Raw genomic sequence first — 15,613 nt, 5'->3', positions numbered from 1 at the left:
CCCGCGCGGTAACCGCGCAGGCCGATAATCGGCCCATGAACCAACTGGAAGCCCTCAAGCAGTACACCACCGTCGTGGCGGACACCGGCGACTTCCGCCAGCTGGCGCAATACCACCCGCAGGATGCGACCACCAATCCGTCGCTGATCCTCAAGGCGGTTCAGAAGCCCGAGTACGCGCCGTTGCTCAAGCAGACGGTGGACCGCCACCGCGGCGAGCACATCGACGAGATCATGGATTGCCTGCTGGTGCGTTTCGGCACCGAGATCCTGCAGCACATCCCGGGCCGCGTCTCCACCGAAGTGGACGCGCGCCTGAGCTTCGACACCGAAGCCACCGTGGCGCGCGGCCAGCGCCTGATCGACCTGTACCGCGCCGAGGGCGTGCCGGTGGAGCGCGTGCTGATCAAGGTGGCTTCCACCTGGGAGGGCATCCAGGCAGCCGCGCAGCTGCAGCAGCGTGGCATCGCCTGCAACCTCACGCTGCTGTTCTCCTTCTGCCAGGCGGTGGCCTGCGGGCAGGCGCGCGTGCAACTGGTCTCGCCCTTCGTCGGCCGCATCTACGACTGGTACAAGAAGAGCGCGGGCGCCGCCTGGGACGAGCAGGCGATGGCCGGCGCCAACGACCCGGGCGTGAAGTCCGTGCGCCAGATCTACCAGTACTACAAGCATTTCGGCATCAAGACCGAAGTGATGGGCGCGAGCTTCCGCAACACCGGGCAGATCCTGGCGCTGGCGGGCAGCGACCTGCTGACCATCAGCCCCGAGCTGCTGGGCGAACTCGCGAAGAACGAGACCGGGCTGCGGCGCGCGCTGGACCCGGAACAAGCCAAGACCGCCAGCATCGAGCACGTGCAGTACGACGAGAAGAAGTTCCGCTGGGCGCTCAACGAGGACGCGATGGCCACCGAGAAGCTCGCCGAGGGCATCCGCGCGTTCGCGGCCGACGCGATCAAGCTCGAGAAGCTGATCCTCGCGGCCTGAGTCCATGAATCGCCCCCGCTGCGACGACACCGCCGCCTGGCGCCAATTGCAGGAGCGCTTCCGCGCGGGCGGCGCGGGCTTCGACCTGCGCCAGGCCTTCGCGCAGGACGCGCAGCGTTTCGCCCGCTTCAGCCAGCAGGCGCCGCACGTCTTCGCCGACCTGTCCAAGAACCTGGTCGATGCGCAGGTCGAAGACGCGCTGCTGGCGTTGGCGCGCGAGTGCAAGCTGGAAGCCCATCGCGACGCGATGTTCGCCGGCGAGCGCATCAACAACACCGAAGACCGTGCGGTCAAGCACTGGCTGCTGCGCGCGCCGCGCGATGCGAAGGACCCCGATTCGGTGGCGGTGCACGAGACGCTCGACGCGATGCTCGCGTATGCCGGGCAGGTGCGCGCCGACGCGGCGATCACCGACGTCGTGAACATCGGCATCGGCGGCTCGGATCTCGGCCCGCAGATGGCGGTGGCCGCGCTCGAATGGTGTGAGCCTGCCCCCGCGCAGGCGGGGGTGTCGCCCGGCAAGCGCTTCCACTTCGTCTCCAACGTCGACGGCCACGAACTCGCGGCGGTGTTGCAGCGCGTGAAGCCGCACAACACGCTCTTCCTCGTCGCCTCCAAGACCTTCACCACGCTGGAGACGATGACCAACGCGCGCTCGGCCAAGGCCTGGTTCGAGCAGCAGGGCGGCACCGACATCGCGCGCCACTTCGCGGCGCTCACCACCAACGTGGAGGCGGCGCGCCAGTTCGGCATCGCCACCACCTTCGGCTTCTGGGACTGGGTGGGCGGCCGCTATTCGCTGTGGTCCGCCATCGGCCTGCCGATCGCCATCGCCATCGGCGCGCAGGGCTTCCGCGAACTGCTGGCGGGCGCCCATGCGATGGACCGGCACTTCCGCACCGAGCCGCTGCAAGGCAACCTGCCGGTGCGCCTGGGCCTGCTGGACGTCTGGTACCGCAACTTCCACGGCTTCGGCAGCCGCAGCATCGCGCCGTACCACAGCGCATTGCGCCGACTGCCGGCCTACCTGCAGCAGCTGGAGATGGAAAGCAACGGCAAGAGCGTGGACGCGCAGGGCCGCGCGCTCGCCGTCGCGACCTCACCGGTGCTGTGGGGCGAGCCGGGCACCAACGGCCAGCACGCCTACTTCCAGATGCTGCACCAGGGCACCGACCGCGTGCCGGTGGAGTTCATCGCCGTGCGCGAGCCCGCCCACGACCTGCCCGGACACCACGAACTGCTGCTCGCCAACGCGCTCGCGCAGGCGCAGGCGCTGATGCAGGGCAAGGCCGACGCGGGCGGGCACAGGAACTTCAGCGGCAACCGCCCGAGCAGCTTCTTCCTGCTGGAGGCGCTCTCGCCGGCATCGCTCGGCGCGCTGCTCGCGCTGTACGAGCACCGCGTCTTCACCAGCGGCGCGATCTGGGGCATCGACAGCTTCGACCAGTGGGGCGTGGAGCTGGGCAAGGTGCTGGCCTCCGACATCGCCAGGCGCATCGCCTCCGGCGACACGCAGGGCCTGGATGCGTCCACGGCCGGTCTGCTGGCGCGCGTGCGCCGGTCTTGAGCCCCAGTCCCCCGTCGTCCCCCGTAGGGTGGGCAAGCTTCGCTTGCCCACCGTTGCACTAGCGAGTGAGCGCCAGGCGCCGCATCCACTTCACCGCCGCATCCAGGATCTCGTCGCGCACCTGCGCATCGTTGCGCCCCGAACGGGCCAGCACGTGGAACGCATGGTCCGCTCCTTCCACCACGTGCAGCGTCGCGCGATCCCGCAGGCCGGATGTCACGTCCCGGACCAGGTCGAGTTCGGCGAGCGCATCCCGAGTGCCCTGCAGGAACAGCATCGGCAGCTTCACGCCGGCGAGATGTTCCGCCCGCTGCGTGGACGGTTTGCCGGCCGGATGCAGCGGAAAGCCCACGAACACCAGCCCGCGCACGCCCGGCAGCGGATCGTCCGCCTGCGCCTGCGAGCTCATGCGCCCGCCGAAGGACTTGCCGCCGGCGAACAGCGCAACGCCAGGCACGCGCGCCGCGGCTTCCTGCACCGCCGCGCGCACCGTTGACTGCGCCAGGGGCGGCGCGTCGGTGCGCTTCGACCCTTGCTCCATGAACGGAAACTGGAAGCGCAGCACCGCGACGCCGCGCTGCACGAGGCCTTCGGCTAGCGCCGCCATGAAGGCGTGCTCCATGCCAGCGCCCGCGCCGTGGGCGAACACGTAGCACGCGAAAGGGTCGGCGGGAAAATCGAGCAGGGCGGAAACGTCGCCCGCGCCGGGGACGGCGATCTTCAGCGACTGGGGGCTTGTGGTCATGCATGGACTCCAGACTGCCAACATTCTCGCGCTTGCACGGGCCCCAGCGCGCGTCGCCTTGCATGCAAGCGGCGAACAGCACGCCTGAATCGCGCACCGCGTCGGTCCGACCTAGTGGCGACCAGCCATGTGACATGCCGCACTAAACAGCGACCGCCCATGCGGGCACAGTCCACACCCATTCCAACGCATGGAGACCGGTGTGCACAGCGACCTCGCCATGAAGATCGCCGCCGACCTGTTCTGGACGGGGCTGCTGGTCTCGCTGCCCGTGCTGGGGCTCACGATGGTGGTGGGGCTTGCGATCTCGGTCGTCCAGGTGGTGACCCAGATCCAGGAAATGTCCCTGAGCTTCGTTCCGAAGCTCGTGGCCGCGGGGGCTGCGATCATCGCCTTCGGCCCGTGGATGCTGCGCACGCTGTGCGTCTACGCGGTGGGGCTCTGGTCGCAGATCCCATTGCTGTTCTGAGAGCACATGCAGGACATCGTGGCAGTCCTCGGGCAGGCGTGGATCACCAGCGTCATGTTGCTGGCGGTGCGCATCGCGGCGCTGCTGTTTCTCACGCCCGTCCTTTATGCCGTGTCCATGCCGGCGCCGGTGCGGCTCGCGATCGTCCTCGGCCTGGCTTGCGTGATCGCGCTTCCTCTTGCCGGTTCGGGAACCGCCGCCGTGGTCGACGTCGGTGCGCTGATACAAGCCGTCCTCGTGGAGGCGAGCATCGGCGCTACCCTCGGCCTCGGCGTGCTCGCTGCGTTCGCGGGCTTCGGCCTGGCCGGCCGCCTGATCGACATCCAGGTCGGCTTCGGCATCGCGCAGGTCTTCGATCCGCTCACGCGCAGCCGCCTGCCGATCTTGTCCGCGATCTTCGGCCTGTTCGCGGCCGTCTTCTTCTTCACCATCGAGGGGCACCACGCGCTGATGCGCGGGCTCGCGTATAGCGTCGAGCTTTTCCCGATCGGCCAGGGCTGGACCCCGGCCGCCGCGGCCGAACCGGTCCTGAAGCAGTTCGGCGCACTCTTCGCATTGGGATTCGCGCTGGCGGCGCCGGTGGTGCTGGGCCTGTTGCTGGTCGAGTTCGCCCTCGGTGTCGTGTCGCGCAACCTGCCCCAGATGAACATGCTGGCCATGGGCATCCCGGTGAAGATCGCCGCCGGCTTGCTGGCGCTCTCCGTCTGGGCCACGGGCTTCGGTGCCCCCGCCAGTCGCTTGTATGCCGCCATCTACCAGTCGTGGACGGGCTGGTTCGCGCAAGAGGGGAGGCGCTGATGGCGGAGCAGGAACTCGATCGCAACGAGGCCGCGACGCCTTTCAAGCTGGAGAAGGCGCGCGAACAGGGGCAGACCCCGCGCAGCGCGGACTTCGTCTCCAGCGTCGTGTTCCTCGGCGCCATGGTGTATCTCGCGGGCCAGGCGATGGGCATGGCCGAGTCCCTGCTGAAGATCATGCAGTCCGCGCTGATGCAAGCGGGTCGCGCGCAGGCGGTGAGCTCCCTCTGGCCACTGGCGGCGGAAGTCGCGACGGCATCCTTCTCCGTCCTGCTGCCCTTCCTCTTCGCGTTGCCGCTGCTCGCCATCCTCGCCGCGATGGCGCAGACCGGCATGGTGTTCTCCTGGACGCCGCTGCACGTCGACTTCAACAGGATCAATCCCGCGACCGGCCTCAAGAGGCTGTTCTCCATGCGCACCCTCTTCGATGGAGCCCGCGCCGGGATGAAGCTCCTCGTGCTGTCGATCACCGCGGTCGTGGCGCTGCAGGCCCTCCTGCCGCAGTTCCACGCGATCTCCGCCATGCCGGCATCGGCGTTTCTCCGCACCCTGGCCGAAGACTTCAGCGGCCTGGGCTTGAAGATGGGGCTCGCACTCGTGCTGGTCGGACTGGTGGACGTGATGTTCACGCGCAGTGAATTCGGCCGCAGCATGCGCATGAGCCGGCGCGAGCTGAAGGACGAGTGGAAGAATCGCGAAGGCGACCCGCGCGTGCGGGCGCGGCTGCGCGAACTTCGCCGCGAACTCCTGAAGCGCAGCAAATCGCTGCGCAATACGCGGACCGCGGACGTCGTGGTCACCAATCCGACGCATTACGCGGTGGCCCTGCGCTATGTGCACGGCGAAATGGATGCGCCGCAGGTCGTCGCCAAGGGCGCAGGACAGCTCGCCGCGGCCATGCGCGAAATCGCGGCGCGCCATCGCATCGTGGTGGTGCAGAACCCGCCGCTCGCGCGCCGCCTGTTCCGGGAAGTGGCGATCGAGGACATGATCCCGGCCGCCTTCCACGCGGAGGTGGCGAAGATCATCGTCTGGGTGCTGGCGATGCGCCGGCAGCACAGCGGGCTCTCGGGAGCCGCCGCATGAACGCCGTGCGTTCCTTCCTCGCCCGCAATACGGACGTCGCCGTCGTCCTGGCGGTGCTCGGCGTGCTGATGGTGCTCTTCGTGCCGATCCCGCGCGGCCTGCTGGATTTCCTGATCCTCACGAACTTCAGCTTCGCCTTCCTGGTGCTGCTGCTCACGTTCTACATGGCGCGGCCGGTGGAGTTCTCCACCTTCCCCTCGCTCCTGCTGGTCGCGACGCTGTTCCGCCTCGCCCTCAACGTCGCGGCCACGCGCCTGATCCTGGCCGAAGGAGATGCGGGCAAGGTGATCGGCGCGATCGGCTCCTACGTCGTCGGCGGCAACTACGTCGTCGGCCTGATCGTCTTCCTGGTGCTGGTGGTCGTCCAGTATGTGGTGGTCACCAGCGGTGCCCAGCGCGTGGCGGAGGTGGCGGCGCGCTTCACGCTGGACAGCATGCCCGGCCAGCAAATGAGCATCGACGCGGACCTGAACATGGGTTTCATCGACCAGGCGGAGGCGCAGCGACGCCGCCGCAACCTGGAGAAGGAAGCCGGCTTCTACGGCGCCATGGACGGTGCAAGCAAATTCGTGAAGGGCGATGCCATCGCCGGCATCCTCATTCTTCTGATCAACATCATCGGCGGGCTCGTCATCGGCGTGCTGCAGCACAAGATGCCGTGGTCGCAGGCGCTGCAGACCTACACCTTGCTGACGATCGGCGACGGCATCGTCACGCAGGTGCCGGCGCTGATCATCGCAGTGGGGACCGGCATCATCGTCACGCGCTCGGCGTCGGATGGCAACCTGAGCCAGCAGGCCTTGCGCCAGATCACGTCGTTTCCAAAGACGCTGCTGCTGGTGGCGGGCGCGCTCGGTGGTTTGCTGCTGCTGCCCGGCATCCCCGCGTTGCCGACCTTCGTGTTGCTCGCAGCGGCCTTGCTGGTGGCCTGGATCGCGCATCGAGCGCGGGCGGCGGTGGCGGAGGAGGACGCCGAATCGCAACCCCAATCGGGCACCGACGACCCGTACGCCCTCCTCGTGACCGAACCGATCGAGGTCCGCGTGGGCAAGCGCTTGTCTTCGCGGGCCGGGGAAGACGGGGGACTGTTCGGCGAGCGGATCGCCGCCCTGCGCAAGCAGCACGCATTGGACCTGGGCATGGTGATCCCGCCGGTGCGGTTCCGCTCGGCGCCCCAACTCGCACCGGACGCCTACGAGATCCACGTGGACGGCGCCCTCGCCGGGCGCGGCGAAGCAAGGGAGGGACAGCTGCTCGCCATCCACCCTGCCGGCGACCTCAAGTCCATCCCGGGCGAGGCTACGCGGGATCCCACCTACGGCTTGCCCGCGTTGTGGATCCACGCGGACGCGCGCGAACAGGCTGCGGCCGCGCACTACACGCTGGTGGACGGGGCGACGGTGCTGATGACGCACCTCGCCGAGGTGATCCGGCGGGAGTCCGCCGCGCTGCTCACCCGTTCGGAGACGGACAAGCTGCTGGCGCGGATCCGGCAAGCCAACCCCTCGCTCGTGGAGGAACTCGTGCCCGCCGTCATGAGTGCCGGGGACGTCCAGAAGGTCCTGCAGAACCTGCTGCGCGAGAAGGTGTCGATCCGGAACATCGAAGCCATCCTCGAAACGCTGGCGGATGCGGGACGTGGAACCAAGGATGCGGTGTTCCTGACCGAAGCCGTACGCCAGCGGCTCGGCCAGGCGATCTGCCAGAGCCTGGCCGGCGCCGGCGCCTCGCTGCACGTGATGACGCTGGACCCGGCGATCGAGGTTCGCATGCTCGAGTCCCTGCAGGGAGCCAGGCGCGAGGGCGCGGCCGCCGCGGCATTCGTACTGGAACCGAAGCTGGTGGAGCGCTTCCTGCTGCAGCTCGTGCAACACGCCGACCGCATGATGAAGAGCAACCTGCTGCCGGTCCTGCTGTGCGCGCCGGAGCTACGCCGTCATCTGCGGGCGCTCTCCGAAAGGGGGCTGCCGCACCTGCGGGTGCTGTCCATGGCGGAGATCCCGCAGGCCATCGAGTTGAAGTCCTATGCAACCGTCGGTGCGTGAGGTCCAGGCATGAACGAAATCCTCGGCGTCCTCGTCTCCAGCATGCAGGCCGACATGGCGCGCGCCGAACGCGTCGCGACGAATCTGGCCAACGTGCAGACGCCGGCGTACAAGCGCGAGATCGCGACCGTGACGACGTTCGCTGCGGAGTTCGAAGCGGCTTCCGGAGTGCAGGCGGCAACGTCGCCCGCCGTCTCGGTCCATCTGGATGCGCGCCCCGGCACCCTCCGGACCACGGGCCAGAGCCTGGATGTCGCGATCGTCGGTGACGGCTGGTTCGAAGTGGCCACGGACAGCGGACCGGCGTACACGCGCAAGGGCAACTTCCGCCTCGACGCGGGCGGGCGGCTGGTCACGCAGGAAGGCTCGCCGGTGATGGGGACGGGCGGGGAGATCCTGCTCGCGCGCGGCGCGGCGGTGATCGACACGGCTGGACGTGTGTTCGACGGCCAGGCCGCGCAGGGAATGGGTGCGCCCCACGGATCGGCTCCGGCCGGCCAGATCAAGGTCGTGCAGTTCGAGCGTGCTTCGGCCATGCAGCCCCTCGGCAATGGCCTGTACGCGGCGGCCGGCGAAGCCGTGCCCGCGCGCGAGGGTGCCGTGCAACTCCAGCAAGGCGCTCTCGAAAACGCGAACGTCAGTCAGTTGCAGGAGATGGTCCGGCTGATGGAGACGGTCCGTCATTTCGAGTCCCTTCAGCGCGTGACCGTGGGCTACGACGAGATGCTGGCCACCAGCATCCGCAAGCTCGGTGAGGCGTGACACCAAGGAGAAAACCATGTTGGATGCCATGTACATCGGCGCTACCGGGATGCAGGCGCAGCAGACGCAGGTGGATGCCATCGCCAACAACCTCGCCAACGTCAACACGCCCGGCTTCAAGAAAACGCGGGTCAGCTTCTCGGACCTGGTGGTGAGCGGCGCGGCAGTCACGGGAGCGGGAAGGTCAGAGGACTCCGCGCTGCGCAGCTCCGCGGGCGTCGGCGTGCGCGTCGCCAGCGCGGGCAAGGTGTTCGATGGCGCCGAGCTGAAGAAGACCGACGCACCCCTGGACCTGGCCATCGCCGGCGACGGCTTCCTGGAACTCTCGATGCCCGATGGCTCGCGCGCCTATGCCAGGGGCGGGTCCCTCAAGGTGAACGCCGAGGGCCTGCTCGCCAACCAGGCGGGCATCCCGCTGAAGGCAGGGATCTCGGTCCCGGAGAACGCCGAAGCCTTGCTGATCTCCGGCACGGGTCGCGTGCAGGTGCGCATGCCCGGCCAATCGGGACTCATGGAGCTGGGGCAGCTCGAGCTGGTTCGATTCGCCCATCCGCAGGGCCTGCTTGCGCAGGGAGGGAATCTCTACCGGGCCACGGATGCCTCGGGTGATGCCGTGCTCGGACGGCCCGGCGAAGACGGCATGGGTTCGCTCGCGCAGGGCTTCACCGAATCCTCCAACGTCAAGCTGCTGGACGAGATGGTCGATCTCATGGTCGCCCAGCGTGCCTACGAGGCGAGCGTGAAAGTCGTCCAGGCCTCCGACGAAATGCTCGGCATGGTCAACGCGCTGAGGAAGTAGCGCATGGCCAGAATCCTCCTCTGCTTGCTGGCCTGGCTGGTCCTTCCCGCCGCCGCCGCTCCGCGCGTGAGCATCGAACTGCGGGCCGATGCCCAGATCGAGGGGCCCACGATCCAGCTGGGGGAGATCGCGCGCCTGCATTCCCCTGACCTCGAGCTGATGCGGCAACTGGTCGGCCTGGACCTGGGGCGCGCTCCCAGGCCCGGTGAGTCCGCCAGCATCCCGGTCCGCGACCTGGTGGCCTGGATCGAACGGCAGGTCGGCATGCGTGCAGATGACGTGGCTTGGTCGGGTGCCCGGGAGAGCCGCGTCGAGCGGCAGGCCGCGCGCGTCACCGGCGAAGAAATCGCGCGCGCCGCGCAATTCGCGGTCCAGGCCATGCATCAGCGCGCCGGGCAGGCGCATGAAGTCAACGCGGCTTCCATTCCGCACGACCTGCAGGTACCTCGCGGCCTGGTGCGCCTGCAGCCGCGACCGTGGAGCGGCGCGCAGTTGGGCGCTCGCACGCTGGTGTGGGTGGACGTGTGGGTTGCCGACGCGCTCGTCCGATCCGTTCCGGTGAGCCTGAACATCTCGGGTGGAGGGCGGCCGCGAAGCCTGCAACACCGGTGGCTCGAAGAAAACGGCAGCCGGCCCGGATCGCGCCAGGTCGATGCCGCGGCCGCCCGGCTCGCGGTGGAGCGGGGAGAAACCGCGGCCCTGCGCAGTGTCGCCGGCGCCGTACAGCTCGAAAGCCGCGTGCAAGTCCTGGAGGACGGACGCGTGGGCGACCTCGTGCGGGTGCGACAGCAGGGAGCAGCGGCTCTCCTGTCCGCGCGCGTCATCGGGCCTGGCCAGGTGGAGGTCGCTCCGTGAGCTGGAGAGTCACCTGCCTCCTTGGGCTGCTGCTCGCCACTTCGACGCAGGCGCAGAGCCTGTTCGACGAACACAGCTGGCGCGGGTGGACCGGCGACAACAAGGCCTTCCGGCCCGGCGACGTCCTGACCGTCCAGGTGCTCGAGAACTCCAGCGCGAGCAGCAGCGCGGATACCGGAACCCGGCGCAGCAACCGCCTGCAGGCGGAATTGGCACACGGGAGCAACAAGTCGGCGCAGGCTTCGCTGGCGGTGGCCGGCGAATTCGACGGCGGCGGCCGCACCCAGCGGGCAAGCCGCCTGCTGACCACGGTGTCGGTGGTCGTCCAGGAAGTCCTGCCCGGCGGACACCTGCGGGTGGCCGGCACCCATTCCCTCATGGTCAACGAGGAACTGCAGCGCGTCACCCTGGAAGGCATCGTGCGGACCGTCGACATCACGGATGCGAATGTCGTTTCCTCGTCGCGCCTCGCCGAGGCGCGCATCACCTACCTGGGCGAAGGCGACGTGACGGAGCGCAGCCGGCGTGCCTGGTGGCGGCGCCTGCTGGACGCACTCGGGCTCTGACCATGCGACTGGCTCTTGCACTCCTTCTTGCAATGCTGCTCGCCGGTCCTGGCTGGTGTCGCGAAGCGCCCATGCGCGTGAAGGACCTCGGCAAGGTGCAAGGCTGGCGGGAGAACGTGCTGGTGGGAACGGGCATCGTCACGGGGCTTGCCGGCACGGGCGACTCGCCGGCCAACCGCGCGACGCGGCAGGCGCTTTCCAACGTGCTGTCCCAGTTCAACCTGACGGTGCCGCCGGAACAGGTGAACAGCCGGAACGTCGCGGTCGTCGTCGTCAGCGCGTCCCTTCCGGCGTTCGCGCGCGCCGGCGACACGCTGGACGTCAGCGTCACCTCCAGCGGCGACGCGCGAAGCCTTCTGGGAGGCAGCCTGCTGCTGACGTCACTGCGCGCCCCGAACGGGAGGATCTATGCGCTGGCGCAAGGCCCCTTGTCCATCGGTGGGCATCGGTACGACGCCAACGGCAACGTCGTGCAGAAGAACCACCCCACGGCCGGATCCATCCCCAACGGGGCCACCGTGGAAGTCGGCATGCCCGGACCGGTCGGTGCGCCGTCATCCGTGACCTTCGTCCTGCACGAGCCCGACTACACCACGGCGGCTCGCGTCGTGGCGGCGATCAACGCGCAGATCGCACCGGGCCTGGCGCGGGCCCGCGATGCTTCCGGGATCGAGATCGACATCCCGGAGCTGCTGCAACAGGACCCGGTCGCGTTCCTCGCGCGCGTAGAGAGCGTCGGTGTCGAACCCGACCGGCGGGCGCGCGTCGTGATCAACGAGCGCACCGGCACCGTCGTCGCCGGCGGGGACGTGCGGATCTCGCCGATCGCGATCTCGCACGGGGATCTCAAGATCTCGGTGGCCACGCAGACCAGCGTGTCCCAGCCCGCTTACCTGGGGCGCACCGGGCCCGGCGTCGGCACCGCCGTCGTGAGCAACAGCCTGCTCGACGTCGACGAAGCGACCGGCGTCGGTTTCGTCAAGGGCGTCGGGACCGTGGCCGACCTGGTCCAGTCGCTCGCCCGCATGAAAACCAGCACGCGCGACGTGATTTCCATCCTGCGTGCCATCAAGGCTGCCGGTGCGCTGCACGGCGAGCTGATCGTCCAGTAGGGAGCCGACCTTCCATGCCCATGCCCATCGAAGCCCTCACCACCTCCGCGCTCAGCGCCGCCCTGGATGCTGCTTCGCGGCGGCACGCTGTCATCGCGGGGAACATCGCCAACGCCAACAGCGAGGGCTACGTGCCGCTACGCCTGCAGTTCGACGAGCGCATCGAGGAAGCGCGCCAGTCCTTGCGCGAACAGCAATGGCTCGCGCCCGGCGCCATCGACGCTCTCCGGGGATCCGTCGGACCCATCCAGGACGCGGCGGAGGCAGGCACGCGCACGCGCCTGGATGCGGAAATGGCCGAACTCGCACGCAATTCCGTGCAGTTCCAGGCGCTCACGCAAGGCCTGTCGCGCCATCTGGCGATGCTGGCCCTGGCGGCAGCGGACGGGAAAAGGTAAGCCATGGACTATCTGCAGGCATTTGCGATCAGCGCGGCGGGCATGACTGCCGAACGCACGCGTGTCGAGGCCGCGGTCGTCAACATCGCCAACGCACACGTGGCGCAGCATCCCGCGGAGCGATCCGCCGGGCCCATGCGTGCCGTCGTGCGTGCCGCTCCCTTCGCCACGCTCGTCGACCAGACCGGCGGAGTGAGCACACCGGTCGCCACGCTCGAGCCCGCGCCCGGCCGCGCGCGTCTCGTCCACGAACCCGGACACCCGATGGCCGACGAGCGTGGATTCGTCGCCTATCCCGGTGTCGATCCCGTGACCGAGATGGTGACGCTCATGAGTGCGATGCGCTCGTACGAAGCCAACGTCGCAGCGCTGAACACCGCCCGTGTCCTTGCCTTGAAAACCCTGGAGATCGGGAGGAACGCATGAACGTCGAAGCCTTGCCGGCGCTCGGTGCGCACGACGAAGTGGCGCCGCTGCGCCCGCCCGGTGCGCTCCAGCCGGCGGACGCTGCGGCGCCTTCCTTCGCCGACCGGATCGGCAGCGGGCTGGAGCAATTGAACACGCAGTTGCTTGGCAGCCAGCGGGACCTGCAGACCCTGGCGGTCGGCGAAGCGGAGAACCTGCACGACATCATGATCCGGCTGGAAGAAAGCCGCATGGCCTTGCAACTGATGCTGCAGGTCCGCAATCGCGTCCTGGAGGCCTACCAGGACGTCATGCGGATGCAGGTGTAGCGGGCGCCCGGGAGACACGCCATGAACTGGGGATGGAACACCTTGACGCCACGGGCTCGAATGACCCTCGTCGCGGCTGCCGGTGCGGTGTGCATCGCGCTGGCGGCGGCGGCCTGGTGGATCCTGCGGGTGGAGCATGCCGTGCTTTTCTCCGACCTGCGACCGCAGGATGCCGCGCTCATGAGCGCGGAACTGGACAAGCTGAAGATCCCTTACACGTTCGCGGACAACGGCGCGACCTTGCTGGTCGATCGCTCGCAGGTGCACGCCGCGCGGTTGAAGCTGATGGGGCGCGAGCTTCCCCTCAACGGCACGGTCGGCCTGGAGTTGTTCAACCACACCGACTTCGGCATGACGGAGTTCGCGCAGAAGATCAACTACCAGCGAGCCCTGCAGGGAGAGCTCACGCGAACGATCCTCGCCCTGGCCGAGATCCGCGACGCGCGCGTGCACCTTGCGCTGCCGGAGCAGGGCCTCTTCAAGCAGAACGCCGCGCGGCCCAAGGCGGCCATCACCCTGGCGATGCGCCCGGGACAGGCGCTCCGCGGCGACCAGGTCAGCGGCATCCAGCGGCTGGTCGCTGCGGCGGTCCCCGGCCTGCATGCCCAGGAGGTCACCATCGTCGATCAACAGGGCACGGCCTTGAGCAGGTCGTCCGATGCCGACGGAGACCCGGCGACGGGAAGCGGCAGGCTCGACCTCAAGCGGGACACCGAGAACTATCTTTCGCGCAAGGCCAGCGTCGTCCTGGAGAAGGCGGTCGGCGCCGGGCAGGCGCTGGCCAGCGTCGACGTGACACTCAACATGGACCAGGTGCGCGTCACCACCGAGGACGTGATCCCGGCGCTGGATCCCCGTGGGACGACGACGACCGGCGTCCTGGTTCGGGAGCGCGAGTCCGCTCGCGACACGGCCGCTCCGGATGCCCGAAACACCGCGCGCGGCAGCAGCATGCAAAGGGATGCGGAATACCAGGCGGGACGCCGCATGGAGCAGGTCGTCACGCAGCCGGGCGCGATCCGGCGCCTGCATGTGGTCGCCGTGATCCGGCAGCCTCTCGGCGACGAGCAGAAGGACCAGCTCCAGCGGCTGGTCGCCGCTGCCGTGGGAGCACAGCCGGAGCGGGGCGATACGGTGGTCCTGCAATCGCTGCAACCGGTACCGGCGGAGGTTCCGCCTGCCTTGCCCGATCCCCTGCCGGCAGGCCCGCGCGTCCAGGTCTCGCCCAGTGCCGAATGGATCGCACCGGCGGCGCTGATGCTCGCCATCGGAGGGATCTTGCTGGCGTGGCGCCGCAAGCAGGCAGCGAGGAGGACGGCGCGCCTCACCGAAGCCGAGAGACGTGCCGCGTTGCAGCGGGTGCAGGGTTGGTTGCTGCAGGACACGACCGCGGCAGCGTTCACCACAGTGCCATCGAGGGGAGCCGAATGAGCGCCGGTGTGCAAACGCAGGTCGCAGCACGCCGCGCCGCCCTCACGATCCATGCGCTGGGCGAGGAGGATCGCGCGTGGATGCTTGCGCAATTGCAGCCGCAGCAACGTGCCGTCCTGGAGCCCTTGTTGAGCGAGCTGCGGGACCTGGGCATCCAATCCGATCGGCGCGTACTGGAGCAGATCGAAAGCGACTCGCCCTCGCCGGTCTCGGCGACCGCCCGGCTGGCCCGCCTCGGCCGTCCGCAGATCCAGCACCTGGCGCGCTTGCTGGAGCAGGAGCCGCCCGAAGTGACGCGCGCGCTGCTTGCCGCGGGCGATGCCGCTTGGCGCAATTCGCTCCTGAAGGCGCTGGATCCCCGTTTCGCCACGCGCGTGAGAGGCCTGTCCTCCGCGGTGTCCAACGGTCCTGCACTGGCGGCTGCCCTCCTTGCCGTGGTGGAGGGCCGGTTGAACCGGCAGGCGGGTGGAACGGCGCGCAGCTCCTGGTGGAGCGCCTGGAACGTCCTGCGGAGGACCGCATGAACGCGCCCGTGGCTGCGGAACTGCTTCGCGGGATCTGCGTGGAGGCCACGCCCGTACGTGTCGGCCGTCATGCAGCGAAAGAGGGCCCGGCGAGTGCCTTGGACCGCTCCGAGCCCGCAGTGCGCCCGCCTGAAGAAGTCGCGGTGCAGCGAGGCCACGACGCGGGCTGGCAGCAAGGCCGCGAGGAGGGCTTCCATTTAGGGCACGAGGAAGGTGTCCGCAAGGGAATGGAGGAAGCACTGGCCCGCGGCCGCGCCGCCACCGAGCAGGCCGTCACGGAGGCACGGGCGCCGTTGGCCAAACAGGAGGAACGCCTGCGGGGACTGGCGGGCGCGTTGAACGATTGCGTCGCACGCGGACTCGCTTCGGTGGAGGACGAGCTGGTGGCACTCTGCTTCGAGGCGGTGTGCCACGTGTTCGGGAGCAACGCTCTCCGTCCGGAGGTCGTGCGTTCGCACCTGGAGCATCTCCTGTCCCAGTGGAGATCCATCTCCGCCATCGAAGTTCATGTCCATCCGCAAGACGCGGAAATGCTCGCGGCCTCGGGCATGGGTGAGAAGGCTGAAGGATGGAACTGGGTCGCCGACCCCGAGGTGTCCATCGGCGGCTGCATCCTGGTGGGCCGCGGTGGCGGACTGGATGCCCGGCTCGAGACGGCCCTCGAGGGATGCAAGGCGGCGCTGCTCGCGCACAGGGCGCTGCGCCGCAGCGGCGGGGAGAAGTCGTCATGACACTTTCCG

Annotated in this window: 18 protein-coding genes; 17 read left to right on the top strand and 1 reads right to left on the bottom strand. The window is 68.8% G+C overall.

From position 1 onward, the window contains the following. Window positions 1–35 precede the first annotated feature (35 nt). Window positions 36–983 carry a transaldolase gene (tal, locus tag VF522_RS01830; RefSeq protein WP_330906502.1) on the top strand — a complete coding sequence of 316 codons (948 nt, stop codon included), beginning with the start codon at window positions 36–38 and terminating at the stop codon, window positions 981–983. 4 nt (window positions 984–987) lie between these two features. Beyond that, window positions 988–2,550, top strand: a complete 1,563-nt coding sequence (pgi, locus tag VF522_RS01825; protein ID WP_330906501.1) for a glucose-6-phosphate isomerase — start codon at window positions 988–990, stop codon at window positions 2,548–2,550. A gap of 58 nt (window positions 2,551–2,608) precedes the next feature. Here the strand turns inward: pgi and VF522_RS01820 are convergent, their stop codons facing one another. Continuing rightward, window positions 2,609–3,295, bottom strand: coding sequence for an alpha/beta family hydrolase (locus VF522_RS01820; protein ID WP_330906500.1), 687 nt, complete (start codon window positions 3,293–3,295; stop codon window positions 2,609–2,611). A gap of 190 nt (window positions 3,296–3,485) precedes the next feature. On the opposite strand from VF522_RS01820, the gene VF522_RS01815 reads away from it, so the two are divergent. The 15 genes from VF522_RS01815 (at window position 3,486) to VF522_RS01745 (ending at window position 15,604) form a co-directional block, all read left to right on the top strand. Next, window positions 3,486–3,764 carry a flagellar biosynthetic protein FliQ gene (locus tag VF522_RS01815; protein WP_330906499.1) on the top strand — a complete coding sequence of 93 codons (279 nt, stop codon included), beginning with the start codon at window positions 3,486–3,488 and terminating at the stop codon, window positions 3,762–3,764. Window positions 3,765–3,770: 6 nt separating this feature from the next. Next, window positions 3,771–4,562, top strand: coding sequence for a flagellar biosynthetic protein FliR (locus tag VF522_RS01810; protein ID WP_330906498.1), 792 nt, complete (start codon window positions 3,771–3,773; stop codon window positions 4,560–4,562). After that, window positions 4,562–5,647: an EscU/YscU/HrcU family type III secretion system export apparatus switch protein gene (locus VF522_RS01805; RefSeq protein ID WP_330906497.1), complete on the top strand. Its 1,086-nt coding sequence runs from the start codon at window positions 4,562–4,564 to the stop codon at window positions 5,645–5,647. The genes VF522_RS01810 and VF522_RS01805 overlap by 1 nt, the downstream gene beginning before the upstream one ends. Further along, window positions 5,644–7,692, top strand: a complete 2,049-nt coding sequence (locus tag VF522_RS01800; protein WP_330906496.1) for a flagellar biosynthesis protein FlhA — start codon at window positions 5,644–5,646, stop codon at window positions 7,690–7,692. Before VF522_RS01805 ends, VF522_RS01800 begins: the two co-directional genes overlap by 4 nt. A gap of 9 nt (window positions 7,693–7,701) precedes the next feature. Next, window positions 7,702–8,454 (top strand): flagellar hook-basal body protein, encoded by a 753-nt coding sequence (locus VF522_RS01795; protein WP_330906495.1) that lies wholly within the window; start codon window positions 7,702–7,704, stop codon window positions 8,452–8,454. Between the two features lie 16 nt (window positions 8,455–8,470). Next, the gene (gene flgG, locus VF522_RS01790; protein ID WP_330906494.1) at window positions 8,471–9,253 is read left to right on the top strand and encodes a flagellar basal-body rod protein FlgG; all 783 of its coding nucleotides are present in this window, start codon (window positions 8,471–8,473) and stop codon (window positions 9,251–9,253) included. Window positions 9,254–9,256: 3 nt separating this feature from the next. After that, on the top strand, window positions 9,257–10,108 hold the full coding sequence (locus VF522_RS01785; RefSeq protein ID WP_330906493.1) for a flagella basal body P-ring formation protein FlgA: 852 nt from the start codon (window positions 9,257–9,259) through the stop codon (window positions 10,106–10,108). Next, window positions 10,105–10,674, top strand: a complete 570-nt coding sequence (locus VF522_RS01780) for a flagellar basal body L-ring protein FlgH (protein WP_330906492.1) — start codon at window positions 10,105–10,107, stop codon at window positions 10,672–10,674. The genes VF522_RS01785 and VF522_RS01780 overlap by 4 nt, the downstream gene beginning before the upstream one ends. A 71-nt stretch (window positions 10,675–10,745) precedes the next feature. Next, the gene (flgI, locus tag VF522_RS01775) at window positions 10,746–11,786 is read left to right on the top strand and encodes a flagellar basal body P-ring protein FlgI (protein ID WP_330906491.1); all 1,041 of its coding nucleotides are present in this window, start codon (window positions 10,746–10,748) and stop codon (window positions 11,784–11,786) included. Window positions 11,787–11,806: 20 nt separating this feature from the next. Beyond that, entirely contained in the window at window positions 11,807–12,184 is a 378-nt protein-coding gene (locus tag VF522_RS01770) for a flagellar basal body rod protein FlgB (RefSeq protein ID WP_330906490.1), read from the top strand. Between the two features lie 3 nt (window positions 12,185–12,187). Continuing rightward, complete coding sequence (gene flgC, locus VF522_RS01765) at window positions 12,188–12,610, top strand: flagellar basal body rod protein FlgC (protein WP_330906489.1); 423 nt, start codon at window positions 12,188–12,190, stop codon at window positions 12,608–12,610. Next, window positions 12,607–12,918, top strand: a complete 312-nt coding sequence (fliE, locus tag VF522_RS01760; RefSeq protein ID WP_330906488.1) for a flagellar hook-basal body complex protein FliE — start codon at window positions 12,607–12,609, stop codon at window positions 12,916–12,918. The genes flgC and fliE overlap by 4 nt, the downstream gene beginning before the upstream one ends. Before the next feature lie 21 nt (window positions 12,919–12,939). Next, entirely contained in the window at window positions 12,940–14,349 is a 1,410-nt protein-coding gene (gene fliF / locus VF522_RS01755) for a flagellar basal-body MS-ring/collar protein FliF (protein WP_330906487.1), read from the top strand. Beyond that, a complete protein-coding gene (locus VF522_RS01750; protein ID WP_330906486.1) occupies window positions 14,346–14,873 on the top strand; it encodes a hypothetical protein in 528 nt (175 codons plus the stop codon). The genes fliF and VF522_RS01750 overlap by 4 nt, the downstream gene beginning before the upstream one ends. Next, complete coding sequence (locus VF522_RS01745; RefSeq protein ID WP_330906485.1) at window positions 14,870–15,604, top strand: FliH/SctL family protein; 735 nt, start codon at window positions 14,870–14,872, stop codon at window positions 15,602–15,604. The genes VF522_RS01750 and VF522_RS01745 overlap by 4 nt, the downstream gene beginning before the upstream one ends. Window positions 15,605–15,613 lie beyond the last annotated feature (9 nt).

Origin of the sequence: Ramlibacter sp., assembly GCF_036383835.1 — a bacterium.
Lineage (GTDB): Bacteria > Pseudomonadota > Gammaproteobacteria > Burkholderiales > Burkholderiaceae_C > Ramlibacter.
This window is presented reverse-complemented; position numbering and strand designations above follow the sequence as displayed.

Excerpts from the sequence above, each read along its gene's own strand:
- VF522_RS01785 (WP_330906493.1), top strand. The coding sequence starts at position 9,257 with ATGGCCAGAATCCTCCTCTGCTTGCTGGCCTGGCTGGTCCTTCCCGCC.
- flgC (WP_330906489.1), top strand. The coding sequence starts at position 12,188 with ATGGACTATCTGCAGGCATTTGCGATCAGCGCGGCGGGCATGACTGCC.
- VF522_RS01745 (WP_330906485.1), top strand. The coding sequence starts at position 14,870 with ATGAACGCGCCCGTGGCTGCGGAACTGCTTCGCGGGATCTGCGTGGAG.
- VF522_RS01800 (WP_330906496.1), top strand. The coding sequence starts at position 5,644 with ATGAACGCCGTGCGTTCCTTCCTCGCCCGCAATACGGACGTCGCCGTC.
- VF522_RS01750 (WP_330906486.1), top strand. The coding sequence starts at position 14,346 with ATGAGCGCCGGTGTGCAAACGCAGGTCGCAGCACGCCGCGCCGCCCTC.
- fliE (WP_330906488.1), top strand. The coding sequence starts at position 12,607 with ATGAACGTCGAAGCCTTGCCGGCGCTCGGTGCGCACGACGAAGTGGCG.
- fliF (WP_330906487.1), top strand. The coding sequence starts at position 12,940 with ATGAACTGGGGATGGAACACCTTGACGCCACGGGCTCGAATGACCCTC.
- VF522_RS01795 (WP_330906495.1), top strand. The coding sequence starts at position 7,702 with ATGAACGAAATCCTCGGCGTCCTCGTCTCCAGCATGCAGGCCGACATG.
- VF522_RS01820 (WP_330906500.1), bottom strand. The coding sequence starts at position 3,295 with ATGACCACAAGCCCCCAGTCGCTGAAGATCGCCGTCCCCGGCGCGGGC.
- VF522_RS01805 (WP_330906497.1), top strand. The coding sequence starts at position 4,562 with ATGGCGGAGCAGGAACTCGATCGCAACGAGGCCGCGACGCCTTTCAAG.
- tal (WP_330906502.1), top strand. The coding sequence starts at position 36 with ATGAACCAACTGGAAGCCCTCAAGCAGTACACCACCGTCGTGGCGGAC.
- VF522_RS01770 (WP_330906490.1), top strand. The coding sequence starts at position 11,807 with ATGCCCATCGAAGCCCTCACCACCTCCGCGCTCAGCGCCGCCCTGGAT.
- VF522_RS01810 (WP_330906498.1), top strand. The coding sequence starts at position 3,771 with ATGCAGGACATCGTGGCAGTCCTCGGGCAGGCGTGGATCACCAGCGTC.
- VF522_RS01815 (WP_330906499.1), top strand. The coding sequence starts at position 3,486 with ATGGAGACCGGTGTGCACAGCGACCTCGCCATGAAGATCGCCGCCGAC.
- flgG (WP_330906494.1), top strand. The coding sequence starts at position 8,471 with ATGTTGGATGCCATGTACATCGGCGCTACCGGGATGCAGGCGCAGCAG.
- flgI (WP_330906491.1), top strand. The coding sequence starts at position 10,746 with ATGCGCGTGAAGGACCTCGGCAAGGTGCAAGGCTGGCGGGAGAACGTG.
- pgi (WP_330906501.1), top strand. The coding sequence starts at position 988 with ATGAATCGCCCCCGCTGCGACGACACCGCCGCCTGGCGCCAATTGCAG.